A 23,708-nucleotide genomic window follows, 5' to 3' on the forward strand; every position below is an offset into this window, starting at 1 on the left:
TGATAACGGTAACCGCACGGCGGGGGCAGGGGTCAAACTGAACCGCCCGACCGACCGCTCTTCCACAAAAAATTTACAACCAACAACCGCGGGATTCCGGGGCAGGATGGCCGCACCATGGGTTTCCTGTGAGTATTGCCGCACGCCCCTCACAGGTTCGAAAAAGCGTGTCCCGGACCACCTTCACCGCGCCCGGCGACCGTTTCCCAGGTCTCGTTTCGTGACCTTCGGATGGTGCCAGTCCCGGCGCGTCAGCGGCCCAGGACGTGGCGCAGGACCCGCTCCAGCTCGGCCTCGCGGAACTCGTATCCCAGCGATTGGATGCGGCGGGACGAGACCCGCTGGTCCGCCTGGACGATCTCCCGTGCCCCCTGGGCCCCGAGCAGCAACGCGGGCCCGATGCCCGGCACCGGCACGGCCGCCGGACGGTGGAGCACCCGGGCCAGGGTCGCGGCATACTCCGCCCCGTCCACCGGATGGGGAGCCACGGCGTTGACCGGCCCGTCGACCTGCCCGTCGAGCACGGCGTGGGCGAAGATCGACACGCAGTCATCGACGCCGATCCAGCTCTGCTGCCCGGCACCGGCCAGCGGACCGCCCAATCCGGCCATGAACAACGGCAGCATCCTCTGCAGCGCACCGCCGGCAGGGCTCTGCACGATTCCGGTGCGCACGGTGGCCACGCGGACGCCTGCGCGGGCCGCCGGCACGGTGGAGGCCTCCCATGCAGCGCACACATCGGCCAGGAAGTCGGTGCCCGGTGGGCAGTCCTCGACCAGCAGATCGGGGACGCCGGGCCGCCGGGCCTGCGGGGAGGCACCGTAGTAGCCGATGGCCGAGCCCGAGACGAGGCTGCGCCGGCGTCCGTCCGCGGACAAGTCGGCCAGGGTGCGAGCCAGCAGAGAGGTCCCCGCGGTCCGCGAGGCCATGATGCGCTGCTTGGTGGCCGGGGTGAACCGGCCGCCGATCGGATGCCCGGCGAGGTGGACCACCGCATCGCAACCGGCCAACGCCTGCGCATCGATCCGTCCGGCATCGGGATCCCAGCCGATCTCATCGGCTGCTGACGCCGGGCGGCGGACCAGCCGCATGACGTCGTGGCCACCTCCCTGCAACAGGGCGCGCAGCTGCGTGCCAATGAGGCCGCTCGATCCGCTGATCGCGATCCGCAGCCCGGAGGGACCGGGTCTTCCGGATCGGGCCGATCCGGTGTTCGCGCCGGTCCCGCGATGGCGGGCATGGAAGAGCAGGTCGCCGATGAGCTGGCGTTCGCGGTATTCGAACATGCGCTGCAGTTCGGCCGTGAAGCGTTCCTCGCCCCAGTGCGCCATGCGGCGCCATGGGCCGTTCCCGCCGGTGCCGGCCAGGGGCAGGGTGAAGGTGACCGTGTCGCGCATGAGGGTTCCCCCGCCGTCGTCCTCGAAGAGGTGCTCGTGCCTCCACGAGTCCAGCGGGCCGGAGTCCATCACGTCGGTGAAGGAGCGCCCGGGAACCAACCCGACGTGGCGGGCCCGCCACGGGATCTCCGCCCGGGCCCATCCGGGCAGGCGCAGTGTCCCGGCCACGGATCCGACGGCCGGGCCGAGCCCCAACCCGAGGCCCCCGGGGGCGCCGATGCCCAGCATCGCCGTCGAGCCGACCTGCAGTCCGTCGTCCGGCTCGGAGCGGACGCTGCCGGAGAAGGGCGGGGTCAGCCGCTGCAGTGCGCCGGGGCGGGAGAACCAGTCGAAGACCTCCTCGCGGGCAAAGGGCAGGCTGGTGGTGAATTCAAAACGGGCCATGTGTACCTCCGCCACCGAGGCTACGCGGCGGCACGGCGCGGCGCCACACATCGGGGACCAGGAGCCGGCAGCCGCCGGAGCGCGCCCGCGGCCGCGGGGCTCAGATGACGGCGCCGCCCAGGGATGCGAGCGACCAGTAGGAGCAGCCGCCGATCACCACGGCGAACCCGGCCAGCCAGAGGGCGGCCGGCACGCCGGTGCTGCGCGCCAGGATGTAGGCATCGGAGCTGTCCAGCCGTCCCCGGCGCGTGTGGACGGCGGTGACCTTGAACCAGTCCTTCACCGCGCCGACGACCAGGGCGATCCCCAGGCACACGACGACGTAGGCGGCGAACTCGCGCGCCGTGTACAGCACCAGCAGCTGCGCCAGGACCGCACAGCCGACGGCGATGAGCACGCCGATGAGGTTGCGGATGAACAGCAACGCCACCAACAGCAGGATCGCCCCGGCGGACAGCGCCGCCGTCGCCCATCCCGAACAGGCCGCCCAGATCATGGCGGCCCCGGCCACCGCCGGTGCCGGATAGCCCCAGAAGCCCGACCAGGCGGCCCCGCCGCGGCCCCGGCCGGCGCTCACGGTCTCGCCCGAGTGATTCAGGTTCAGCCGGATCCCGCGGACCACTCGGCCGGTCATCAAGGCGGCCAGCGCGTGCCCGAGCTCGTGCACGAACGTGACGTAGAGGCCGAACCAGCGCCAGGTCGCCCAGGGGACGGACAGGGCAATGGCTGCGGCGATGATCAGCACCAGGGTCAGGGCCTCGGCCTCCAACGACGGGCCGCGGTGGAAACCCACCAGCAGTGCCTGCCACCAGGAATCGACGGAAATCTGTTCAAGCATGGCTTCGAGAGTAGGCCACCTCGCTGTGAAGCGGGCGCCGCGGCGGATTGTCACACGATTGTCATGTTGGGAGGCGCCGGGTGCGCCCGGCGGTCCCTACGCTTGAAGGTGACAGGTTTCCGACCAGGAGCTTTCCGACCAGGAGCAGCACGTGCCCGCATCCCCCGCCGCCACCGACGGCGCCACCACCCGCCCCTCGCGCTTCATCGCGCTCATCCGCCGGCCCCGCGCGCTGGCCGTCGCCGCCCTGGCCGTGCTCGCCCTGGCTGCCGGGGCCGCCTTCATCGGCGGGGACGAGCAGCCGGCCCCGTTGACCTCCGACGGGTTCCCGATGGCCCAGCCGATGGCCGCCGCCGGTGCGAAGGCCCTGACGTTCTCCGTGGTCGGGGACTCCATCACCGCCGACCATGCCTACCCGCAACAGGTGGCCCGGCGGATCGTGGGCGCGCGGTCCTGGGCGGCGTTCGCCCAGGAACCAGGGACCGCGTTCGTCGGGGGCTGGGCCCGTGGCGGGGCCACCACGGCCGAGATGCTCGCCGGGTTCACCCCCGTGGATTCCGACGTGCTGGTCATGATCGCCGGCACCAACGACATCCATGCCGGGGTGCCGTTCGAGCAAATCGGCCGGAACCTGCAGGCGATCGTGGCCCAGGCCCATGCCGCTCGCGTCATCGTCTCCTCCGTGCCCCCGCGCAACGACTTCCGCGAACGCACGCTGGCCTACAACGAGTGGCTCCACGGCTTCGTGAGCGAGCAGGGCTGGGGCTGGATCGACGGCTCGCGCGGACTGCGCGACGACACGCATCCCGGGCGCTACGCGAAGGGCCTGACCTACGACGGCGTTCACCCCTCCGCGGAGGGCGCCCGGATCCTCGGGGCGGCGGTCCTTGCCGCCCTGGGCACCCAGCCCACCGCGCAGGACACCGCCATCGACCTGCGCTAGCCGGAGGGCTGACCGGGTCGACCGCCTTCGGGCGACGATCGGCCGCGGCGCCGGCCTGCACCATGGTGCGGACCGGCTGCCCGGCGCGGCTACTGCATGGATTCGAGTTCGCGGCCCTTGGTTTCCCGAACGAACCGGAAGACGAAGAAGAAGGACAGCAGGGCGAAGAGCGCATACAACCCGTAGGCCAGCACCAGGCTGACCTCCGAGAGCGACGGGAACGTGGTGGTGACCAGGAAGTTCGCCAGCCACTGGGCCGCGGCGGCGACCGAGAGGGCCACGGCGCGGATCTTGTTGGAGAACATCTCGCCGAGCAGGACCCAGACGACCGGGCCCCAGGTGGCGCCGAAGGCCACGACGAACAGGTTCGCGGCGACCAGCGCGATGACCCCCCACGGCTGCGGCAGCGAGACATCCTCGCCGGTGCCGGTGGACTGGCTGAACGCCACGGCCATCACGCCCAAAGCGATCGTCATGCCGGCCGAGCCCCAGAGCAGCAGCGGCTTGCGCCCGACCTTGTCCACCAGGGCGATCGCCACAATCGTGACCAGGATGTTGGTGACCGAGGTGATCACCGTGATCGTGAACGAATCCGCCTCGGTGAACCCGACCGAGAGCCACAGGCTCGTCGAGTAGTAGAAGATGACGTTGATGCCCACGAACTGCTGGAAAACCGAGAGCAGGATGCCGACCCAGACGATCGGCAGCAGCCAGCCCTTGCCGCCCACGAGGCTGGCCAGACCCTGTTTGCGTTCGACGCTGATGGTGGACTTGATGGAGGCTATCTTCTCGTCCACCTCGTCGCGGCTGGTCAGCCCCACCACCTCGTGCAGGACCTTCGCGGCGCGCGCCAGCTGGCCGCGGGCGACCAGGTAGCGCGGGGACTCGGGGATCTGCCAAGCCAGCACGCCGTAGATCACCGCCGGGACGATCCCGGTCAGGAACATCCAGCGCCACGCCTCGATGCCCAGCCAGCCCTCAGCGGTGGCGCTGCCGGAGGCGGTGGCGATGAACGCGTCGGAGAGCAGGGCGACGAAGATGCCCAGCACGATCGCCATCTGCTGCAGCGAGGCCAGCCGTCCGCGGCTGTGTGCCGGGGCGACCTCGGCGATGTAGGCCGGGGCCAGGACGGAGGCCATCCCCACGCCCAGTCCGCCGATGCTGCGCCAGATGATCAGGTCCACCGGGCCGAAGGCGAACCCGGAGCCGGCGGCCGACACGGTGAAGAGCAGGGCGGCGACCAGCATCGCCCGGACGCGGCCCTGCTTGTCGGCGAAGGGGCCGGCGAACCAGGCGCCGACCATTGCCCCCAGCAGGGCGCACGAGACGGTGAACCCGAGCACCACCCCGCTGAGGCTGAATTGTTCGGCGATGGCGTCGACCGCCCCATTGATCACCGCGCTGTCGAACCCGAAGAGGAATCCGCCCAGTGCGGCGACGATGGAGACCATCACCACTTTGGTGGGTGTTGAATCATGTTCCGTCGTGGCGCTCATGTGGGCCATCGTACGCCCGGTCCCGCGGTCGGGGCGTAGGCTTTTGGCGAACCCCGGACCAAGGAGAACCATGAGCTCGATCGCCACCGCAGCACTGACCACCGCCGGCCTGATCGGCGGATTCCAGACCGCCCGTTCCACCGGGAACCGGCCGCTGGGCGGCGTCGTGCTGGCTGCCGCCTGTGCCGCGGCCTTCGCCTCCTGCCAGCACGACGCCGGGGCGGGGCGGGCTTCTGCGGTGGCCCTCACCTACCTGGTGGGCTTCGGCGCATCACACCCGCTGGCCAAGAAGATCGGCGCGTGGCCGGCCGTCGGTGCGGTCGCCGGCGCCACCGCGCTCACCGCGCTGGTGCTGGGCCGGCGCCGGTAACGGCTCCCGCTTCCGGCAACGTCGGGCGCCGGGCCGCTTGCAGCGAAGCGGCCCGGAGCGTTTCCGGTCCGGACCACAGCGGCAGCCGGCCCTGGTGCTCGTGGACGGGGATGCACGCAACTGATCGCAATTTCCTGAATCACAGTCAACTAGCTTGCCATAATCGCAAGTATCTCTTACTGTGGTCACCATGCCCACTGCCACCACGCCCCCGGGACGGCTTCCAGACCGTGCCCGCGATGCCATCCGCGGTTCCGGGCTTCCGCAGCGCCGCATCGCAGAACTGATCGGTCTGGACGAGTCGAAGCTCTCGAAATCGCTCAAGGGCACCCGCCGCTTCAACGCCGAGGAGATCACCCAGCTGGCGACCGTCACCGGCGTCACCGCGAACTGGCTGATCTCCGGATCCGACGCCACGACGGGGGCCACCACCCCGCCGCCGGCCAGGATGCTGCCCACCGTCCACCGCGAGGACCGGGACATGGCGCTCAAGCGGCGCACGATCATCGAGAAGTCCTGGTGGCTCTTTGCCGAACAGGGATACGAGACCGTCCGCATCGCCGACATCGCGCGGGAGTGCAGCATGAGCCCGGCGGCCGTGCACTACTATTTCCCGGCCAAGCGCGAGATCTTCGCCGAGGTCCTGCGCTACTCCGTCAAGCTGGCGTTCGACCGGCAGGTCGCCGAGCTCCACGCGGTCACCGACCCGGTGCTGCGCCTGAAGCGCCTCATCCAGCTCCAGCTGCCGGCCGGTGACGCCGGCCGCGCCGAATGGTCCATCTGGCTCCAGACCTGGGCCCAGGTCGCGGTCCACCCGGAGGGGCGCGACAACCACACCCACGGCTACCGGCGCTGGCGCCAAACCGTGCTGGACCTCGTCGCCGATGGCCAGCGCAGCGGCTCCATGCGGCCCGGCGACCCCGACTCCCTGGCCCTGGACATCACGACCATGATGGACGGGCTGGGTATCAAGGTCCTCACGGGCATGCTGACTGTTGATCAGATGTATCAGCAAATCGAAAGTTTCATTGACCGCACCATCGTCACCCCGAAGGAGTCGACCCATGAACCGTAAGGTCATCGTCACCTGCGCCCTGACCGGCGCCGGAGATACCACCTCCAAGAGCGAGCACGTCCCCGTCACCCCCGACGAGATCGCCGCGGACGCCATTGCCGCGGCCCGCGCCGGAGCCTCCGTCGTGCACATCCACGTCCGCGACCCGCAGACCAGACAGGGCTCGCGCGATGTCGCCCTCTACCGCGAGGTCGTGCGCCAGGTCCGCGCCTCCGACGTCGACCCCGTCATCAACCTCACGGCCGGCATGGGCGGAGACCTCGTGGTCGACCCCTCCGAACCCACCGTCCAGCTGCCCGGCACCGACCTGGTCTCCGGCCTCGAGCGCCTGGCCCATGTCGAGGAGCTGCGCCCCGAGATCTGCACCATTGACTGCGGCTCGCTGAACTTCGGCGAGGGCAGCCAGCTCTATGTCTCCACCCCCGACATGCTCCGCGAGGGCGCCGCGCGCATCAAGGAGCTCGGCGTGAAGCCGGAGATGGAGATCTTCGACACCGGGAACCTGTGGTTCGCCAACGTCCTGGTCCAGGAGGGGCTCATCGCCCCGCCACCGCTCTACCAGTTGTGCATGGGCATCCCCTACGGCGCGCCCGTGGACCCGGGCCTACTCCAGGCGATGGTCAACCTGCTGCCCGAGGGCGCGCAGTGGACCTCTTTCGCCATCGGCCGCAACCAGCTGCCCTGGGTCGCCCAGTCCGTGCTGCTCGGGGGGCACGTCCGAGTGGGACTGGAGGACAACCTCTACCTGTCCAAGGGCGTCAAGGCCACCAATGCGCAGCTGACCGGCCGCGCCATCTCCATCGTCAACGACCTCGGCTCCTCCGTCGCCACACCCGACGAGGCCCGCGAGATCCTCCAGCTCGAGCGGAAGGCCTGATCCATGGGCACCTACCCTGACATGCACGACGTCGACACCGTGGCCTGCGTGGGCATCGGCACCATCGGAGGCGGCTGGGCCGCCTATTTCCTGGCCCGCGGCTACCGCGTCCAGGCCTGGGACCCCTCCCCCGATGCCGCCGACAAGCTCCGCCGGCTCATCGACGCAGCCTGGCCGGCCCTGACCCAGCTGGGTCTGGCCCCCCACGCCTCCCCGGACAACTGGTCGGTCCACGCCGACCTGGCCGACGCCGTTGCCGGCGTCGGGTTCGTCCAGGAAAGCGCCCCCGAGGACCTGGACCTGAAGTCCGACCTGCTGGCCCGGATCGATGCGGCCACCGCGACGGACGTCGTCATCGGCTCCTCCACCTCCGGCTACGGCATGTCCGAGATGAACCGGCGGGCGGCCAGTCCGGCACGACTGGTGGTCGGACACCCGTTCAACCCGCCGTACCTGATCCCGCTCGTCGAGGTAGCCGGCGGCGAAGGCACGGATCCCGAGGCGGTCGCGTGGGCCTCGAAATGGTACGAATTCATCGGCAAGTCGGTCATCACCATGGACCGCGAGGTCCCCGGTTTCATCGCCAACCGGCTGCAGGAGGCACTTTGGCGCGAGGCCCTTCACATGGTCGACAACGGCGAGGCGAGCGTCGAGCAAATCGATTTGGCCATCACCGACGGCCCCGGGTTGCGCTGGCCCATCCAGGGCCCGATGCTCACCTTCCACCTCGCCGGCGGCCCCGGCGGGATGGCCCACATGCTCGACCACTTCGGCCCGTCATTGAAGTCCCCGTGGACCCGGCTGGACGCCCCCGAACTGACTGATCAGCTCCGCGCCGACGTCATTGCTGGCTGCGACGAGGAGGCCGGCGATCGCGGCTTCGCCGATCTGGTCGCCGAACGCGACGCCGCAATCATCGCCGTACGTGGCGTGATCGGGAAGATCAAGGCGGCCCCGGACCGGGAGGCATAAATGATCCTGCCCACCTATTCGACGCCGGTACTTCCCGAATGGATCGACTACAACGGCCACATGTCCGAGGCCTACTACGTGCTCGTCTTCGGTTTTGCCACAGACGCCGTGATGGAAGAGCTGGGCATGGGGCCCGCCTACCGCCAGGCCACCTCGAACTCGCTCTATACCGTCGAGGCACACGTGCGCTACCTGGCTGAGACAAGCCTCGGATCCGACCTCAAAGTCAACACGATCGTGGCCGGATCCGGAGACAAGAAGCTCCACCTCTGCCACGAGATGTACGCACAGGGCAGGCTCATCGCCACCGAGGAGATCCTCGGCCTGCACGTGAACCAGGACACCGGACGTACCTGCGTCTTCGGCGGGGAACTCCTCGCCGGGATCTCCGCTCGGCGGCAGGACCCCCCGGAATGGAGCGGCCGATCCATCACCTGCTAACCGCCCGCTGAACCCAGGAGTCCCCCCGTGCAATCCCCACCACCCTTCCAACCCGGAGCGGCCGAAACCGGCTCCCCCACATACCGTTCCGCGGCGAAACCGGCCAATGGCACGCTGAGTCGGCGCGTCCTGCTCGGCGCCGGCATGGCCTTCGGCATGGGCGCGGCCCTCACGGCCTGCGGTCAGCAACCGGATGTGGTCGCTGCCCCGACGGGGCCGCCACAAGCCGGCGGGACACTACGTGTCGGCTTGGCCGGTGGTGGGGCCTCAGACACCCTGGATGCACACATCCCGGTCAACACCACGGACATCGCCCGCGTCGTGAACCTCTACGAGTCGCTGCTCTACCGCGACGAGAACTACGACCTCCAGCCCCTGTTGGCCCTGAGTGCCACCCCGGACGATACGGCGAAGGTCTGGACCGTCAAGCTGCGTCCCGACGTGTCCTTTCACGACGGACGCCCGTTGACGGCCGACGATGTGATCGCGACCTTCAAACGCATCACCGACCCGGAGAACCCGAAGTCCGGCGCGACGGCCTTGTCGATGCTCGACGACGTAGTGGCCACCGCCGCCGACACAGTGGAATTTCACCTGAACTCACCGGCCGCGACCTTCGATGACTCCCTGGGCCAATACAACCTGGGCATCGTCCCCGCCGATTATGATCCGGCCCATCCCATCGGCACCGGCCCGTTCAAGGCCAAGAGCTTCTCCCCGGGCCGCCAATCGGTCTTCGTGCGCAATGACAGCTACTGGCGCGACAACGAGCCACACCTGGACGAACTGGTCATCCTCAACTTCAATGACGACGATGCCCTCATCAACGCGTTGCTGTCCACCCAGGTCGACGCCATCGGCCAAATCCCGTTGGCCCTGACGGAAGTCATCGGATCGGATCCGCGCATCGGAATCCTGAACTCGGAGACCGGCATGTGGTTGCCGTTCACCATGCGCGTGGACCGCAAGCCGTTCGACGACGTGCGGGTGCGGCAGGCCTTCCGGCTGGCAGTGGATCGGCAGCAGATGATCGAACAGGTGCTCAGCGGACAGGGCAGGATCGGCAACGACGTCTTCGCCCCCTTCGACCCCGGAACCTCCGGTTTGCCACAACGCACCCAGGACATCGCACGGGCCAGGTCCCTGCTGGCCGAAGCCGGCTATCCGGACGGCCTGGACGTCGAGCTGGTGACGGCTCCCATCCAATCAGGCGCCGTCGAAGCGGCTCAGGTCTTCGCCCAGCAGGCGGGGGCCGCCGGCATCCGGGTCGCCATCCGCCGGGTGGATGCCACCACCTTCTTCGGCGATGACTACCTCAAATGGGACTTTGCCCAGGACTTCTACTACACACGCAACTTCCTGCCCCAGGTGGACAACAGCCTGCTCGCGGATTCGCCATACAACGAAACGCACTGGGACGACCCACGGTTCGTGAAGTTGGTGAGGCAGGCCAAGGCCACACTCAATGAGGCCCACCGCAACAAGCTCATCTCCGAGGCCCAACGGCTGCTCTGGGAGGAAGGCGGCTACATCATCTGGGGGCATCCGAACCAAGCCGACGCATACCAGCAGTATGTTGCCGGACTCGTTCCGAACAAGACCGGACTGGCGTTGTCCGGCTACGAATTCCGCCGTGTCTGGCTGGGAGGCACCAAATGATCGTCAAACTCGTGTCCCGACGTCTGCTGGTCAGCGTGCTGATCCTGCTGGTCGTTTCCGTCATGGTGTTCGTCGCCACGCTGCTCCTGCCCGGGGATCCGGCCCAGGCGATGCTGGGCCAGCAGGCCACCCCGGAGCGGCTGGCCGCCCTGCGCGAGCAGATGAACCTCAACGACCCGGTGGCCATGCGCTACCTGTCATGGCTCGGCGGCCTCTTCACCGGCAACTTCGGCTACTCGGCTGCCACCTCCGGGCCGGTCGCGGAATTGCTCGGCGAGCGGATCACCGCCTCCCTGGTGCTCATGGGCATCGCAGCGGTCATCGCCATCCCCGTGGGCATCATCGTCGGGACCTACAGCGCCCTGCGCCGCGACAAGGCCGCCGACCATACCGCAACTGTCACCTCCCTCGTCCTGGCCTCCTTGCCGGAATTCGTCGTCGGCATCATCCTGATCACGGTGTTCTCCACCACCGTGTTCAAGATCCTGCCGTCCGTGACCATGGCACCACCAGGCGAGAACGTGTGGGACTACCCGCTGCAGCTGGTGTTGCCAGCCCTGACCCTGGTCCTGGTCGTCACGCCCTACATCGTCAGGATGATGCGCGCCACCATGGTCGAGGTCTTGGACTCCGGATTCGTGGAGATGGCCCGCCTCAAGGGTGTCCCCGAGCGCCACGTGATCCTCCGCCATGCCGTCCCGCACGCCCTGGCGCCCGTCGCCCAGGTCGTGGCCATCCAACTCGCCTGGATGGCCGGCGGCGTCGTCGTCATCGAATTCCTCTTCCGCTACCCCGGGATCGGCCAGGCGCTGGTCGATGCGGTGGCCAACCGCGACGTGCAGGTGGTCCAGGCCATCTCGATGCTGATCGCCGCAGCCTACATCGTGGTCAACCTTCTGGCCGACCTGGTCGGCATCGCCACGAATCCGAAGCTCAGAACGGAGTCCACCCGATGAGTTCCTCCACCACCCCCACTGACATGGGCGCCACGGACATCGACCACGAGGTCGGGGCAACGCCGCGCCTGATCCGGCGCATGATGCGCCAACGCCAGGCCAAGATCGGAGCCGTGCTGACCGGCCTCGTGCTGCTCGTCGCACTCGTCGGCCCGCTGCTGCTGCCGTGGGCCACCGGCTATACATCGACGGCCTTCTCCGGGCGCCCGTTCCAGCCGGACGGGGTGTTCGGCACCGACAACCTCGGCCGCGACATCCTGAGCCGGTTCCTCGACGGGGGCCTGCGGTTGCTCGCCTATGCGGCCATGGCCACCGCCCTGGGCATGGTCCTGGGTACGATCATCGGCATGTCGGCCGCCTACTCGAAGCCGTGGGTCGACAACCTGGTCATGCGCTCGAACGATGTCTTGCTGGCCTTGCCGCAGCTCGTCTTTGCGCTGCTAGCCATCACGGTCCTGGGACCGCAGGGGTGGGTCCTGGTGACGGTCATCGGTGTCACCCACGCCCCCCGGATCGCCCGCGTAACCCGTTCCGCCACTGCCTCCGTGATCACCGAAGACTACGTGCGGGCCGCCGAGATGTATGCCGTCCCCCGGTGGAAGATCCTGGCCAAGGACGTCCTGCCGAACATCACCGGCCCCCTGATGGTCGAGCTCGGGCTGCGCATGACCTACTCGATTGGATTCGTCGCAGCCCTGTCCTTCCTGGGGTTGGGTATGCAGCCGCCCACGGCCGATTGGGGCCTGATGATCAACGAGAACCGCATCGCCCTGATGGTCCAGCCGTGGGGCGTCATCCTCCCGGTTCTGGCCATCGCCTTGCTGACCGTGGGGACCAACCTCCTGACGGATGCATTAGCCAGGGCCTCCGCCAACCTGAACGTGGGAAAGTGAACATGGACACGACAGTGAACGACGCCACGACCGACGCGACCGGCCTGGGCGCCCCCGCCCTCCGAGCACAGGACGTCCGTGTGGGCACCCTCGACGGCAAGGAGATCCTGCATGGAGTCAGCTTCGACCTGCACCCGGGAAAGATCCTGGCCTTGGTCGGCGAATCCGGGTCGGGCAAGACGACGGCGGGACTGGCCTGCATGGGACATTTCCGGCAGGGTCTGAAACTCACAGCCGGATCCGTCTACCTGGGCGCCGAGGAGGAGTCGGGCAACCTGCTGGACCTGTCCCCGGCCGACCTGCGGCTGCTTCGCGGCGGTTCCATCTCCTACGTGCCCCAAGACCCTGCCCTGTCGCTGAATCCCGCGATGAGGATCGGTGAGCAGATCCTGGAAACGCTGCACGTCCATGGTTTCGGGGCCTCGGGGGCCGAGCGTGCCGAACGCGTCGCCGAGGTCCTTGCGGAAGTCGGGCTGGCCAACGACCATGCCTATCAGCGCCGCTACCCCCACCAGCTCTCCGGTGGCCAACAACAACGCGTGGGCATTGCGATGGCTTTTGCCTGCCGTCCCTCGGTCATGGTCCTGGACGAGCCAACCACTGGCCTCGATGTCACCACGCAGGCGCTGGTCCTGCAGACCATCGACGAGATGGCCGAGCGCCATCAGGTCGCCGGGCTCTACATCACGCACGATCTGGCCGTTGTTGCCTCGGTCGCCGACGAGGTCCTCGTCATGCTTTCCGGTGGAGTCGTCGAACGGGGAACCACGGAGCAGGTCCTCTACCGCCCTGGACACCGCTACACGCGCAAGCTGCTCAACGCCGTGCCCGATCTGGCCGGCAAACGCCGTGTGGGCGAGGTGGAGGCGATCACCGGTGAGCAGCCCCTGGTCTTTCCCGGCCCACACGGCCGCGGAGAGGCCGGTGTCAACCCCTTGGCTGACACTGCCCCGCTGGACGCGCGCGCTCGCCCATCCGCCGGTTTGCTCGAGGTCACCGGACTCGAACTCTCCTATGGGAAGACCAACGTGCTCGGCGGAATCGACGTCAACCTCGGTGTGGGGGAATCCCTCATGCTCCTGGGCGAATCGGGCTCCGGCAAGACGACGCTCTCGCGCTGCATCGCGGGCCTGAACGACGACTACCAGGGCACCGTGGCCCTGCACGGCACCGAGTTGGCCCCAGGCACGCGCAGCCGGACCCCTGAACAGCGCCAGGCCATCCAGTATGTGTTCCAGAGCCCCTTCTCGTCGCTGAACCCGCGTCGGACGATCCGCGAATCCGTGGAGGTGCCCCTGCAAATGGCCGGCACGTCCGACAAGCGCCGACGCCGTGCACTGGTCCTCGAAGCGCTGGACCACGTCAAGCTGGGTGCCTCGTACCTGGAGCGCCGCCCCGGAGAACTCAGTGGTGGCGAAAGGCAGCGTGCGGCGATTGCCCGAGCACTGGTCAATGCGCCCTCCGTGTTGGTCTGCGACGAGATCACTTCGGCACTGGATGTCTCAGTCCAGGCCTCCATCCTCGACCTGCTGCGCTCCCTGCAGCTGGAAACCGGCATGGCCATGCTCTTCGTGACCCACAACATCGCCCTGGCCCGCCACATCTCCCAGAGCCTGGCGGTGTTGCAGAGGGGGAAGATCGTCGACGTCGGCCCCACCGACCAGGTCCTCAACGACCCGCAGCATGACTACACTCGGCAACTGCTGGACCACGTCCCCACCTTCTAAGGAGCCGCCCCATGTCCACGCCAACACCCCACGAGGCCTCCAACGACGCCGGGCTGGCCGCGGAGGACTTCGAACGGCTCCAGGAGGTGTTCGCCCGGCATCTGGCCTCTTCGGGCGGCGGCATGTCCTTCTGTGTCTACCGTGACGGGAAACCGTTGGCCAGATTCCACGGCGGGACCACGGTCCGGCGCGGGGGGCCCCCCGCGCCGGGCTTGCCGGCCGCCCGTCCCTGGACCGGTGCCACGCGCGCGGTACTCTTCTCGGGAACCAAGGGTCTGGTGGCGACGCTGGCGGCCATCCTGGCCGGCCGCGGGCAGTTGGACGTGCGTCGTCCCGTGGCCGACTACTGGCCGGAATTCGCCGCAGCCGGCAAAGACGACGTCCCGGTCTCGTGCCTGCTCTCCCATGGGCTGGGCCTGGTCTACGTCGACCCCGAGCCGGACGGGAAAGGCGCCTACTACGACAACCGGCTCAACGCCTCGATCCTCGCAGGGCAGCGGCCCCTCTGGGCGCCCGGGACGAGGGTCGCCTACCACGCCATCACATATGGCTACCTCATGTCCGAACTGCTCCTGCGGATCACCGGGCAGGAGGTAGGCGAGTTGTTGCGCGAGCTCGTCGCCGAGCCCCTGGGCCTGGACCTCCACCTCGGTCTGCCAGCAGAACTCGACGAAGAACTGGCGACCATCTTCCGGGCCGACGGTTATGCCATCAGCACCTTCCTGACCGATCCCGAGCGGCGTCGCATCGTCGATCGCATGTACGCCGGGTCCCTGAGCGGCGACGGCGATGCCTTCAATTCGGTGGCCATGCGACGAGGCCAACTGGCTGCCGGCGGGGCCATCGGCACGGCCGAGTCCATGGCCGCCCTGTACTCGCACCTGGTCGCACCGGGGCAGCAGCTGGTCTCCCCTACCGCCCTGGCAGACGCGACCACCACGTGGAGCGAGGGAGTGGACGCAGTTAATGATCGCCCGCTGCGCTTCGGCCTGGGCTACGAGCTCGCTGATCCCCTTGGCACCTACGGGCCGGTCGTCCCCGCCTTTGGGCATTCGGGCGCCGGCGGAGGTCTCCACGGGGCGTGGCCGGGGAAGAACATCGGTTTCTCCTTCCTGACCAACGAAATGGTCGCCGAGGACCGGGACCGGCGCGCCAAGGATCTTCTGGGGGTGCTGGCGCACCTCGTCTAGCCACCGTCCGGGCTAGCCATCGCCAGGACGCCGCCGGGCGCGCGGGACGATCATCGGCGTCCCGGTGGCCGGGTCGTCGATGACCAGGCAGTCCAGGCCGAACACCCGGTGCACCAGCTCCGCGGTCACGATCTCGTCCGGCGGCCCCTGGGCGACGACTTGGCCGTCCTTCATGGCGATCAGGTGCGTGGCGTAGCGGGCCGCGTGGTTGAGGTCGTGGAGCACGGCGATCAGCGTGTTGCCGGCCTCGTGCAGGTCCGCGAACAAATCCAGCAGGTCGATCTGGTGGGCGATGTCCAGGAACGTCGTGGGCTCGTCGAGCAGCAGGATCGGCGTTTCCTGGGCCAGCGCCATGGCCGCCCACACCCGCTGGCGCTGGCCGCCGGAGAGCTCGTCGACGTGCCGCTCGCGCAGGTCGGCGATCCCGGTCGCGGCCATCGCCGCTTCGACGGCGGCCTCGTCGGCGGCGCTCCACTGGCGAATGAGTCCCTGGTGCGGGTACCTCCCGCGCGCGACGAGGTCGACGACGGTGATGCCGTCCGGGGCGATGGAGCTCTGCGGAAGCAGCCCGACGATCCGCGCCGCCTCCTTGGCCTTGTAGGACGAGATGGCCTTCCCGTCGAGCAGCACCTGGCCGGCTGTGGGGCGCAGCAGCCGCGAGAGCGCGCGCAGCAGGGTCGATTTGCCGCAGGCGTTGGGCCCGACGATCACCGTGAACGAATTCTCCGGGATCGTGACCGTCAGGTCGGTGGAGATGATGCGGCGGTCGTAGCCGAGCGTGACGGCTTCTGCGGCGAGCCGGCCGGTGGGCGCGGCGCTGTGGGTCTCCGCTGTGGCGGGATGGTCTGCGTGACGGGTCATAGGTGCTTTCGTGCTTCGTGGACGAGGAGGGCGACGAGGTAGATCCCGCCGAGGACGACCGTGACGACGCCGACCGGGACCGCCCCGGGCACCAGGTGCTGGGCGACCTGGTCGGCCCCGAGCAGCAGCAGCGCCCCGGTCAGCGCGGAGGCGCCTAGCGGGATTCCTGCCCCGCGGATCAGCCGCCGGGCGATTTGGGGCGCTGCCAGGGCAATGAACGCGATCGGCCCGGCGATGGCGGTGACCGTGGCGATTAGCCCCACACCGATGACCAGTATCGCCAGCCGGGCCGGTTCGGCGGCCACGCCGTGGGCCCGGGCGGCGTCGTCGCCGAGCTCGAGCTGGCGCAGCGGACGCACGACGACGACCGTGGCCAGCCCCAGGACCGCGAGCGGGACGAGGGCGAACGCGGTCTCCGGCCACCCCACCAGGGAGATCGACCCCGCGCCCCAGATCGAGGCGGCCATGGCGACCTCGGTCTGCGCACGCAGCAGCAGATACGTGTTCACGCTGTTCAGCAACGCCGTCATGGCGATGCCGACGATGATGAGCCGGAAGCCCTGCACGCCCCCGCGCCACGCCAGCAGGTAGACCACCAAGGCGGTTGCCAGCCCGCCGATGAGCGCCCCGGCCGCCTCGGCGACGAGCTGGCTGCCGAGCAGCGTGATGGAGATGATCGCCCCGGTGTAGGCGCCGGTGGAGAAGCCGATGATGTCCGGGGAGCCCAGCGGGTTGCGGGTCAGGGTCTGGAAGAGCGCCCCGGAGACGGCCAATGCGGCCCCGAACACGACGGCGGCGAGCACCCGCGGCAGCCGCCATTCCAACACGATGGTGCTGGCAAAGCCCTGGTTCCCTCCCAACGCCGCGATGACCTGGCCCGGGTTCATCGGGTAGTCCCCCAGGCCCAGCGCGACCAATGCCAGCAGCACCACGGCGGCTGCCAGGCTCCCGGGGACCACCAGCGCCCGGCGGGCGAGCCGGCCCCAGGCGGGGACCAGGCGGTGCGGGCTGGCGCTGCCGGAGGCTGCCGCGGCGGATGGGGCCCTCACAGCTGGCTCACCCGGGCCCGGCGCACCAGCAGGATCAGCACCGGGGCGCCGAGCACCGCGGTGACGATCCCGACCTGCAGCTCGCCCGGACGCATCACCACCCGCCCCAGCACGTCGGCGGCCAGCACCAGGATCGGGGCGAGCAGCACGCTGTAGACGATGATCCAGCGCTGGTCCGGCCCCACGATCCACCGGGCGGCATGCGGGATCATCAAGCCCACGAACATGATCGGCCCGGCCATCGCGGTCGCCGCCCCGGCCAGCAGGGTGATCGCCAGCAGGGCCAGCACGCGCGTGCGCATCACCTTCGCCCCGAGCGAGCGGGCCAGGTCATCGCCCATCGCGACCGCATTGAGCGAGCGGCCCAGCAGCAGGGCCAGGACGAGCCCCGCGACCAGGAAGGGCGCCGCCGTCGTGATCGGTTCCCAGCCGCGGTCCGCCAACGACCCCGCCTCCCAGGCGCGCATCGCGTTGTACCCCCGCGGATTGGCCAGCACCATCGCCGAGGTGATGCCCGCCAGCACGGCCCCGATCGCCACCCCGGCCAGGGTGATCCGCGCCGGGCTGACCGAGCCCCGGGCGCCGGAGCCGATGAGGTAGACCACCACGGTCGTGGCCAGGGCGCCGGCGAAGGCGAACCACAGGTAGCCCAGCTGCGAGGCGATGCCCAGCACGCCGACCCCCAGGGCGACGGCGAAGGACGCCCCGGCGTTGACCCCGAGGATGCCCGGGTCGGCGAGCGGATTGCGGGTCACGGCCTGGATCAGGGCACCGGCGACGCCGAGCCCGGCGCCCACGAACAGGCCCAGCACGGTGCGCGGCAGGCGCAGCGTGAGCACCCCCGAGGCGTCGTCCCCGGTGCCGGATCCGGTGACCGCCGCCCAGACGGTGGCCGGTGCGATGTCCCGGGTGCCGATGGCAAGGCTCAACAGCACGACGGCGGCCAGGCCCACCAGGGCCAGGGCGAAGCCGGTGGCCCGGCGGGCCGGGGCGGTGCGTGCCGGCGCCGCGGCTGCCAGGGCGGCGGGGTCGCCGGGGCCCGGGGGCCCCTCCGGTCCACCGCGGGCGGGGGAAGCAGCATCGAGGGTCACCGAATTAGTTTAGGCTGTCCTTGCTTCACTTTGCGTCCCGAAAGGTTGATCCATGAGGTTGTTCCGCACGTCCCTGGCAGTCCTGGCGGCTGTGGTCCTGGCCCTGACCGGCTGCTCGTCGGGCTCGGACGCCCCGTCCACGGGACCGGAACCCTCCGGGGCGGCGGCCTCGGGCACCTTCCCCCAAACCGTCCAGACGGCCTTCGGCGACGTGACCATCGACCGGGCCCCGCAACGCGTGGTCGCCCTGGGCTGGGGCGACGCCGAGACCGCACTGGCCCTCGGCGTGCAACCGGTGGGCGCCTCGGACTGGCTCGGCTTCGGCGGCGAGGGCGTCGGGCCCTGGGCCGAGGGGATGTATGACACGGCACCGAAGATCATCGACACGCTGGAGCCCTCCTACGAGGCGATCGCCGCCCTGAAGCCGGACCTGATCCTCGACGTGCGCGGCAGCGGCGACCACGACCGGCACGAGCGGCTCGCCGAGATCGCCCCGACGGTGGGCATCCCCGAGGGCGGGGAAAACTACCTGACGGACATGGAGGACCAGGTCGAGATGATCTCCACCGCCCTCGGTGTCCCGGACGAGGGCGATGCCCTGCTGCGCCAGGTCGACGACGCCTACGCCAAGGCCGCCGATGCCCACCCGGAGTGGAAGGGCAAGACGGTCACCGCGGCGACCAAGACCAGCGAGGGCTGGGGCGCCTACATTGCCGGCGGCGGCCGGGTGGAGACCCTCGAGAGGCTGGGCTTCAAGCAGAACCCGGCCATCGCCGCGCTGCCGGTGAACTCCGGCGGGTTCTCCGTTGACATCTCCAGCGAGAAGCTCGACGTGCTGGATGCCGACCTCATTGTGGCGTTCCCGATCTTCCTGGAGGCCACCGCCATCACCGAGGACCCGCAGTGGAAGAAGCTCTCCACCGTGCAGGCCGGGCATGCGGTGGTCATCGACGGGGACCTCTCCGCCGCTTATTCGATCAACTCCACCCTTGCGGCCCTCTACACGGTCAAGCACCTGACCCCGTTGCTCGAGAAGGCCCTGCCCGCCGCGTAGCCCCGCAGCGGCCGCAGCCGGTCGGGCTCGGCCGGGGTTGGCCGGGCAGGGGTGGGGCGGCCGCCGGCGCCCGGCCGTTACTGTGGCAGTATGCAATCCCCCATCGAGAGCTACCTGCGTCGCCTGCACGCCGAGCTGTCCGAGCTGCGCACGGGCCGGCCCTACCAGGGCATCCCCGCCATGGCCGGCGCCGACCCGGAGGACTTCGCGATCTGCCTGGCCACGGTCGACGGGTACGTCTACGAGGTCGGGGACGCCGACACCGAGTTCTCGATCCAATCCGTCTCGAAGCCGTTCACGTACGGGCTGGCCCTGGAGGACCTGGGCCCGGAGGCCGTCGACGAGAAGATCGACGTCGAACCCTCCGGGGACGCCTTCAACGAGATCTCGCTGGCCGCCGGCAGCGGCCGGCCGGCCAACGCCATGATCAACGCCGGGGCCATCGCCGCGACCTCGCTGATCAAGGGCTCCGGCGGCCGCAAGGGCTTCGACAGGATCCTCTCGCTCTACTCCGATTTCGCCGGACGGCCGCTGGCTGTGCGCGAGTCGATCTACCGTTCCGAGCTGCGCACCGGCCACCGCAACCGCGCCCTGGCCTACCTGCTGCGCAGCTTCGACGTCATCGAACGGGACCCCGAGCAGGGACTGCGCAACTACTTCCGGCAGTGCTCGGTCATGGTCAACGCCCGCGATCTGGCGCTGATGGCCGCCACGCTGGCCAATGGCGGCACCCACCCGGTGACGGGCAAGGAGGTCATGGGCATCGACTCCATCCAACGGGTGCTCTCGGTGATGATGACCTGCGGTATGTATGACGACGCCGGGTCGTGGACCAGCGCCGTGGGCATGCCCGCCAAGTCCGGGGTCGGCGGCGGCCTGCTGGCTGTCCTGCCGGGCCAGCTGGGATTGGCCGTCTACTCCCCTCCGCTGAACGACCACGGCTCCAGCGTGCGAGGCGTCGCGGCCTCCGAGCGCATGGCCGCTGACATGGAACTGCACTTCGTGCGGGCAGCACGCATGGGCAAGTCCGTGATCCGCGAACGCTACGACCTCACCGAGGCCCCCTCCGGCGTGCGCCACAACGACGAGGCCACCGCGGTCCTGGCCGAGCACGGCCACCGGGCCCAGATCCTCGAGCTGAACGGGGACCTGCTCTTCGCCGGCGCCGAGTCGATGGTCCGCGCCGTCAGCGCTCTGCCCGACGAGGTCGAGCTCGTCATCCTGGACGTGCGCCGGGTCGACGAGGTCGGCGACGTCGCGCTGACCATGTTGTGCGAGCTGCGCGACGAGCTGGCCGCAGCCCGGCGCCGGCTGGTGCTCATCGAGGCCGAGGGATCGATTGCCGACGCCGTGGCCACCGGGCGCAACGACGTCCCCGTCTTCGGCACCCGCAACGACGCCGTCGAATGGGCCGAGGAGTGGCTCATCGCCGTCCACGGCGCGAGGGGGCTGGTCCCCGACGTCGTGCAGATCCCGGATTTCCCGGCCGTCGGTCCGCTGGAGCCGGGCCAGGTCGCCGCCCTCGAGGAGCTCATGGAGGAGCGCCGCTACGACGACGGCCAGGTCATCCGCCGCGTGGGGCAGAAATTCGGCGGCATCTACTTCATCCTCTCCGGCAAGGTCGCCACGACCAGCACCCAGCACGGCCACCGCTTCCGCCATGCGACCCTGGGCGCGGGCATGACGTTCGGCGAGATCGCCCTCGGCGGCGACCGCGGCCAGTCGCTGCGCGTGACCGCCGATGGACGGGTCCAGCTCAAGGTCCTTTCCGCCGAGGCCATCGAGCGGCTCGAGCAGGACACCCCGGAGCTGGCGCTCTCGTTCTGGAAGGCCGTCGCCCGGGATGCGTACACGCGCGTGGAGCAGAATTTCCGGGAGGCAGCGGTCCGCGAACGCGACCAGACCCTGGACGAGTAGGTCCACGCCCGGTCGGCGCAGGCCGTCGACGCAGGCCCGCGGCGCAGCGGAGTACAGATGTCCGAGTTTCCGCCGCTTGCCGGACTGGATTGCGGCAGAAAGTCGGACACCTGCGCCGCCGTCGTTCCCTCGGTCACAAAAGGTTCCGGATATACATAGGACTTTGATATAAATGTCCTATGCAAAACCCGACAGGAACGCCCGGCGACGCGGAGTACTCCGACGTCGCCTGGCTGCTCGAGGAGCTGTTCCGCCTCTCCCGCCGGATCAGCCCGACCAGTGCCTATTCGCTGACGGTCTACTCCGCGCTGGCCTCGCTGAGCCGGCACGGAGACGCCCGGCTGACCGAACTGGCCGCCTACGAGGGCGTCAGCCAGCCCACGATGACCCAGGCCGTCGGCCGGCTCAAGCGCGACGGACTCGTCCAGCAGATCCCCGACCCCCGCGACGGCCGGGCGGTGCTGATCAGCATCACCGAGGCCGGCCGGGCCGCCCTGGCCGAACGGCGCAGCACCCGCGGCGAACGCGTCGCCGGCCTGCTGGCCCAGCTTGACCCGGCGGACCAGCAGGCGATCGTCGCCGCGACCGGCCCCTTGCGCAAACTCGCCGAGGCCGTCCCGGACCGGCGCACCGGCGCCCAGGGCAACCAACCAACCACACCATTGAAATGGGAGCGCCAATGAGCGGAGCACCACGGACCGGCCACCCCAAGCCGGCCAGCCCCTTCAAACAACCCAAGGCCGTGTACGCACTGGCCTTCGCCTGCGTCGTGTCCTTCATGGGCATCGGATTGGTGGACCCGATCCTGCCGGCGATCGCGTCCGACCTGGACGCCTCGCCCAGCCAGGTCACCATGCTGTTCACCAGCTACCTGCTGGTCACCGCCGTCGCGATGCTCTTCACCGGCTGGATCTCCAGCCACATCGGCGCCAAGCGCACGCTGATCTACGGCCTGTCGATCATCGTCGTCTTCTCCGCGCTGGCCGGCCTGTCCGACTCGATCGGCGGGATCGTCGGATTCCGCGCCGGCTGGGGCGTGGGCAACGCCATGTTCATCGCCACTTCGCTGGCCGTCATCGTCGCCTCGGCCTCCGGCGGCTTCGTCGGCGCGATCGTGCTCTACGAGGCCGCACTGGGCCTGGGCATGGCCACCGGGCCCCTGCTGGGCGGGCTGCTGGGGAACATCAGCTGGCGCGGCCCGTTCCTGGGCGTCGCCGGGCTGATGCTGATCGCCCTGATCGCCACCATCACCATGGTCGCCCCGACACCCAAACCGGTGAAGAAAACCAGCATCCTGGACCCACTCAAGGCGCTGAAGCACCGCGGCCTGCTGACCATGTCGCTGATGGCCCTGTGCTACAACTGGGCGTTCTTCACCGTCCTGGGCTACGCGCCGTTCCCGATGGGACTGGACGCGATCCACCTGGGCTACGTCTTCTTCGGCTGGGGCCTGCTGGTCGCCGTCTTCTCCGTCTTCGGCGCTCCGTGGCTGCAGCGCACGCTCGGCATCGCCGGCACCCTGTACCTGAACCTGGCGCTGTTCACCGTCATCATCCTGGTCATCGGCATCTGGGTCCACCAGCCCTCCGTGCTGATCCCCGCGGTCATCGCCACCGGCATCTTCATCGGCGTGAACAACACGGTCACCACCCAGGCCGTCATGACCGTTTCCCCGGTCGAACGCCCCGTCGCCTCGGCTGCCTACGGGTTCGTGCGCTTCATCGGCGGCGGCCTGGCCCCTCTGGCCGCCGGCAAGCTCGTCGAGCACTACAACATGCACGTGCCGTTCATCATCGGCGCCGGCGCCCTGCTGATCGGGCTGGCGATCCTCGCCTCCGGCCACAAGCTGCTGCGCCAGGCCGAGGAGGCCCAGGCCGCGGACACCGCTGCCGCCGCGGGCTCCGATGCCCCGGCTGCACCCGACGCCCGGGCGGGACGCGACATCGTCCCCGTCGACCATGCCGCCTCCGCGGCCCTCGACGGCCCGGTCGAGGGCGAGGTGGTCGCCGCCATCGACTCGACGGAAACCGCCGACCGCGTCGTGGACAAGGCCTTGCGCGTGGCCGCCGCCCAGCATCTGAAGGTGCATGTGGTGCATGCCCTCGAATCCGCGGTTGCCAGCGACACCGCCCTCGACGGCGAAGACGCCAGCGCCGCTGCGGCCGCGGTCTCCGCCCAGCTCGACCGCCTCGCCACCGCCGGGGTCCCCGCCGCCGGTTTCATCCTGTTCACTGGCCCCGGACGTCCGGCCGACCATGCCGGAGCCGGACATGCCGTGGCCTCCTACGCGAACCGGATCGACGCCCGGTCGCTGGTCATCGGGGCCCCGACGCACGGCGGGCTCTCGGCCCTGATGGATGCCTCGGCGACCCAGGAGATCTGGCGGACAGCCCGCACGGACGTGAGCATCGTGACGCCCGAGGCGACCGTGCCGCTGCGCAGCTGACCGGTCCCGTTCCGGCCCCGCGGCCCGCACCGACCGCCGTGTCGTTGCGGGCCGCCGGCGTTCCGGACCACC

General features: G+C 69.5%; 21 protein-coding genes. 15 read left to right on the forward strand and 6 right to left on the reverse strand.

The features are described from left to right. Positions 1-251: 251 nt before the first annotated feature. Positions 252-1,781, reverse strand: coding sequence for a TIGR01777 family oxidoreductase (locus AB8M85_RS08560; protein ID WP_372698354.1), 1,530 nt, complete (start codon positions 1,779-1,781; stop codon positions 252-254). A gap of 100 nt (positions 1,782-1,881) precedes the next feature. Continuing rightward, positions 1,882-2,619, reverse strand: a complete 738-nt coding sequence (locus tag AB8M85_RS08565; RefSeq protein WP_372698355.1) for a M50 family metallopeptidase — start codon at positions 2,617-2,619, stop codon at positions 1,882-1,884. 151 nt (positions 2,620-2,770) lie between these two features. Between AB8M85_RS08565 and AB8M85_RS08570 the strand changes: the two genes are divergently transcribed. Then, a complete protein-coding gene (locus AB8M85_RS08570; protein ID WP_372698356.1) occupies positions 2,771-3,562 on the forward strand; it encodes an SGNH/GDSL hydrolase family protein in 792 nt (263 codons plus the stop codon). A gap of 89 nt (positions 3,563-3,651) precedes the next feature. On the opposite strand, the gene AB8M85_RS08575 is transcribed toward AB8M85_RS08570, so the two are convergent. Then, on the reverse strand, positions 3,652-5,058 hold the full coding sequence (locus AB8M85_RS08575; protein WP_372698357.1) for a sugar porter family MFS transporter: 1,407 nt from the start codon (positions 5,056-5,058) through the stop codon (positions 3,652-3,654). Positions 5,059-5,128: 70 nt separating this feature from the next. On the opposite strand from AB8M85_RS08575, the gene AB8M85_RS08580 reads away from it, so the two are divergent. From AB8M85_RS08580 to AB8M85_RS08625, 10 genes are all read left to right on the forward strand, one after another. Next, a complete protein-coding gene (locus AB8M85_RS08580; protein ID WP_372698358.1) occupies positions 5,129-5,428 on the forward strand; it encodes a hypothetical protein in 300 nt (99 codons plus the stop codon). 190 nt (positions 5,429-5,618) lie between these two features. Beyond that, on the forward strand, positions 5,619-6,503 hold the full coding sequence (locus tag AB8M85_RS08585; RefSeq protein ID WP_372698359.1) for a TetR family transcriptional regulator C-terminal domain-containing protein: 885 nt from the start codon (positions 5,619-5,621) through the stop codon (positions 6,501-6,503). Then, positions 6,493-7,380, forward strand: a complete 888-nt coding sequence (locus AB8M85_RS08590; protein WP_372698360.1) for a 3-keto-5-aminohexanoate cleavage protein — start codon at positions 6,493-6,495, stop codon at positions 7,378-7,380. The genes AB8M85_RS08585 and AB8M85_RS08590 overlap by 11 nt, the downstream gene beginning before the upstream one ends. Before the next feature lie 3 nt (positions 7,381-7,383). Beyond that, entirely contained in the window at positions 7,384-8,352 is a 969-nt protein-coding gene (locus AB8M85_RS08595; RefSeq protein WP_372698361.1) for a 3-hydroxyacyl-CoA dehydrogenase NAD-binding domain-containing protein, read from the forward strand. Then, positions 8,353-8,793, forward strand: a complete 441-nt coding sequence (locus AB8M85_RS08600) for a thioesterase family protein (RefSeq protein WP_372698362.1) — start codon at positions 8,353-8,355, stop codon at positions 8,791-8,793. 144 nt (positions 8,794-8,937) lie between these two features. Next, a complete protein-coding gene (locus AB8M85_RS08605; RefSeq protein ID WP_372698557.1) occupies positions 8,938-10,452 on the forward strand; it encodes an ABC transporter substrate-binding protein in 1,515 nt (504 codons plus the stop codon). Further along, entirely contained in the window at positions 10,449-11,408 is a 960-nt protein-coding gene (locus AB8M85_RS08610) for an ABC transporter permease (protein ID WP_372698363.1), read from the forward strand. The genes AB8M85_RS08605 and AB8M85_RS08610 overlap by 4 nt, the downstream gene beginning before the upstream one ends. Beyond that, on the forward strand, positions 11,405-12,301 hold the full coding sequence (locus AB8M85_RS08615) for an ABC transporter permease (RefSeq protein ID WP_372698364.1): 897 nt from the start codon (positions 11,405-11,407) through the stop codon (positions 12,299-12,301). Before AB8M85_RS08610 ends, AB8M85_RS08615 begins: the two co-directional genes overlap by 4 nt. Before the next feature lie 2 nt (positions 12,302-12,303). Then, positions 12,304-14,028 (forward strand): ABC transporter ATP-binding protein, encoded by a 1,725-nt coding sequence (locus AB8M85_RS08620; RefSeq protein WP_372698365.1) that lies wholly within the window; start codon positions 12,304-12,306, stop codon positions 14,026-14,028. An 11-nt stretch (positions 14,029-14,039) separates the two neighbouring features. After that, positions 14,040-15,218 (forward strand): serine hydrolase domain-containing protein, encoded by a 1,179-nt coding sequence (locus AB8M85_RS08625; RefSeq protein WP_372698366.1) that lies wholly within the window; start codon positions 14,040-14,042, stop codon positions 15,216-15,218. A 12-nt stretch (positions 15,219-15,230) separates the two neighbouring features. On the opposite strand, the gene AB8M85_RS08630 is transcribed toward AB8M85_RS08625, so the two are convergent. From AB8M85_RS08630 to AB8M85_RS08640, 3 genes are read right to left on the reverse strand one after another with little or no spacing between them, the layout of a single operon-like run. Further along, positions 15,231-16,079 carry an ABC transporter ATP-binding protein gene (locus tag AB8M85_RS08630; protein ID WP_372698367.1) on the reverse strand — a complete coding sequence of 283 codons (849 nt, stop codon included), beginning with the start codon at positions 16,077-16,079 and terminating at the stop codon, positions 15,231-15,233. Then, a complete protein-coding gene (locus tag AB8M85_RS08635) occupies positions 16,076-17,128 on the reverse strand; it encodes a FecCD family ABC transporter permease (RefSeq protein WP_372698368.1) in 1,053 nt (350 codons plus the stop codon). The genes AB8M85_RS08630 and AB8M85_RS08635 overlap by 4 nt, the downstream gene beginning before the upstream one ends. Continuing rightward, the gene (locus tag AB8M85_RS08640; RefSeq protein WP_372698369.1) at positions 17,125-18,219 is read right to left on the reverse strand and encodes an iron chelate uptake ABC transporter family permease subunit; all 1,095 of its coding nucleotides are present in this window, start codon (positions 18,217-18,219) and stop codon (positions 17,125-17,127) included. The genes AB8M85_RS08635 and AB8M85_RS08640 overlap by 4 nt, the downstream gene beginning before the upstream one ends. Before the next feature lie 52 nt (positions 18,220-18,271). Between AB8M85_RS08640 and AB8M85_RS08645 the strand changes: the two genes are divergently transcribed. From AB8M85_RS08645 to AB8M85_RS08660, 4 genes are all read left to right on the forward strand, one after another. After that, on the forward strand, positions 18,272-19,273 hold the full coding sequence (locus AB8M85_RS08645) for an iron-siderophore ABC transporter substrate-binding protein (protein WP_372698370.1): 1,002 nt from the start codon (positions 18,272-18,274) through the stop codon (positions 19,271-19,273). 90 nt (positions 19,274-19,363) lie between these two features. Further along, positions 19,364-21,190 (forward strand): glutaminase A, encoded by a 1,827-nt coding sequence (gene glsA / locus AB8M85_RS08650; protein ID WP_372698371.1) that lies wholly within the window; start codon positions 19,364-19,366, stop codon positions 21,188-21,190. A gap of 179 nt (positions 21,191-21,369) precedes the next feature. After that, positions 21,370-21,873, forward strand: coding sequence for a MarR family winged helix-turn-helix transcriptional regulator (locus AB8M85_RS08655; RefSeq protein ID WP_372698372.1), 504 nt, complete (start codon positions 21,370-21,372; stop codon positions 21,871-21,873). Continuing rightward, positions 21,870-23,636 carry an MFS transporter gene (locus AB8M85_RS08660; RefSeq protein ID WP_372698373.1) on the forward strand — a complete coding sequence of 589 codons (1,767 nt, stop codon included), beginning with the start codon at positions 21,870-21,872 and terminating at the stop codon, positions 23,634-23,636. The genes AB8M85_RS08655 and AB8M85_RS08660 overlap by 4 nt, the downstream gene beginning before the upstream one ends. The last annotated feature ends 72 nt before the right edge of the window (positions 23,637-23,708 follow it).

The sequence above is a fragment of the Arthrobacter sp. JSM 101049 genome (assembly GCF_041679245.1).
Lineage (GTDB): Bacteria > Actinomycetota > Actinomycetes > Actinomycetales > Micrococcaceae > Arthrobacter_H.

Excerpts from the sequence above, each read along its gene's own strand:
- AB8M85_RS08560 (WP_372698354.1), bottom strand. The coding sequence starts at position 1,781 with ATGGCCCGTTTTGAATTCACCACCAGCCTGCCCTTTGCCCGCGAGGAG.
- AB8M85_RS08565 (WP_372698355.1), bottom strand. The coding sequence starts at position 2,619 with ATGCTTGAACAGATTTCCGTCGATTCCTGGTGGCAGGCACTGCTGGTG.
- AB8M85_RS08575 (WP_372698357.1), bottom strand. The coding sequence starts at position 5,058 with ATGAGCGCCACGACGGAACATGATTCAACACCCACCAAAGTGGTGATG.
- AB8M85_RS08580 (WP_372698358.1), top strand. The coding sequence starts at position 5,129 with ATGAGCTCGATCGCCACCGCAGCACTGACCACCGCCGGCCTGATCGGC.
- AB8M85_RS08585 (WP_372698359.1), top strand. The coding sequence starts at position 5,619 with ATGCCCACTGCCACCACGCCCCCGGGACGGCTTCCAGACCGTGCCCGC.
- AB8M85_RS08590 (WP_372698360.1), top strand. The coding sequence starts at position 6,493 with ATGAACCGTAAGGTCATCGTCACCTGCGCCCTGACCGGCGCCGGAGAT.
- AB8M85_RS08595 (WP_372698361.1), top strand. The coding sequence starts at position 7,384 with ATGGGCACCTACCCTGACATGCACGACGTCGACACCGTGGCCTGCGTG.
- AB8M85_RS08600 (WP_372698362.1), top strand. The coding sequence starts at position 8,353 with ATGATCCTGCCCACCTATTCGACGCCGGTACTTCCCGAATGGATCGAC.
- AB8M85_RS08605 (WP_372698557.1), top strand. The coding sequence starts at position 8,938 with ATGGCCTTCGGCATGGGCGCGGCCCTCACGGCCTGCGGTCAGCAACCG.
- AB8M85_RS08610 (WP_372698363.1), top strand. The coding sequence starts at position 10,449 with ATGATCGTCAAACTCGTGTCCCGACGTCTGCTGGTCAGCGTGCTGATC.
- AB8M85_RS08615 (WP_372698364.1), top strand. The coding sequence starts at position 11,405 with ATGAGTTCCTCCACCACCCCCACTGACATGGGCGCCACGGACATCGAC.
- AB8M85_RS08620 (WP_372698365.1), top strand. The coding sequence starts at position 12,304 with ATGGACACGACAGTGAACGACGCCACGACCGACGCGACCGGCCTGGGC.
- AB8M85_RS08625 (WP_372698366.1), top strand. The coding sequence starts at position 14,040 with ATGTCCACGCCAACACCCCACGAGGCCTCCAACGACGCCGGGCTGGCC.
- AB8M85_RS08630 (WP_372698367.1), bottom strand. The coding sequence starts at position 16,079 with ATGACCCGTCACGCAGACCATCCCGCCACAGCGGAGACCCACAGCGCC.
- AB8M85_RS08645 (WP_372698370.1), top strand. The coding sequence starts at position 18,272 with ATGAGGTTGTTCCGCACGTCCCTGGCAGTCCTGGCGGCTGTGGTCCTG.
- glsA (WP_372698371.1), top strand. The coding sequence starts at position 19,364 with ATGCAATCCCCCATCGAGAGCTACCTGCGTCGCCTGCACGCCGAGCTG.
- AB8M85_RS08655 (WP_372698372.1), top strand. The coding sequence starts at position 21,370 with ATGCAAAACCCGACAGGAACGCCCGGCGACGCGGAGTACTCCGACGTC.
- AB8M85_RS08660 (WP_372698373.1), top strand. The coding sequence starts at position 21,870 with ATGAGCGGAGCACCACGGACCGGCCACCCCAAGCCGGCCAGCCCCTTC.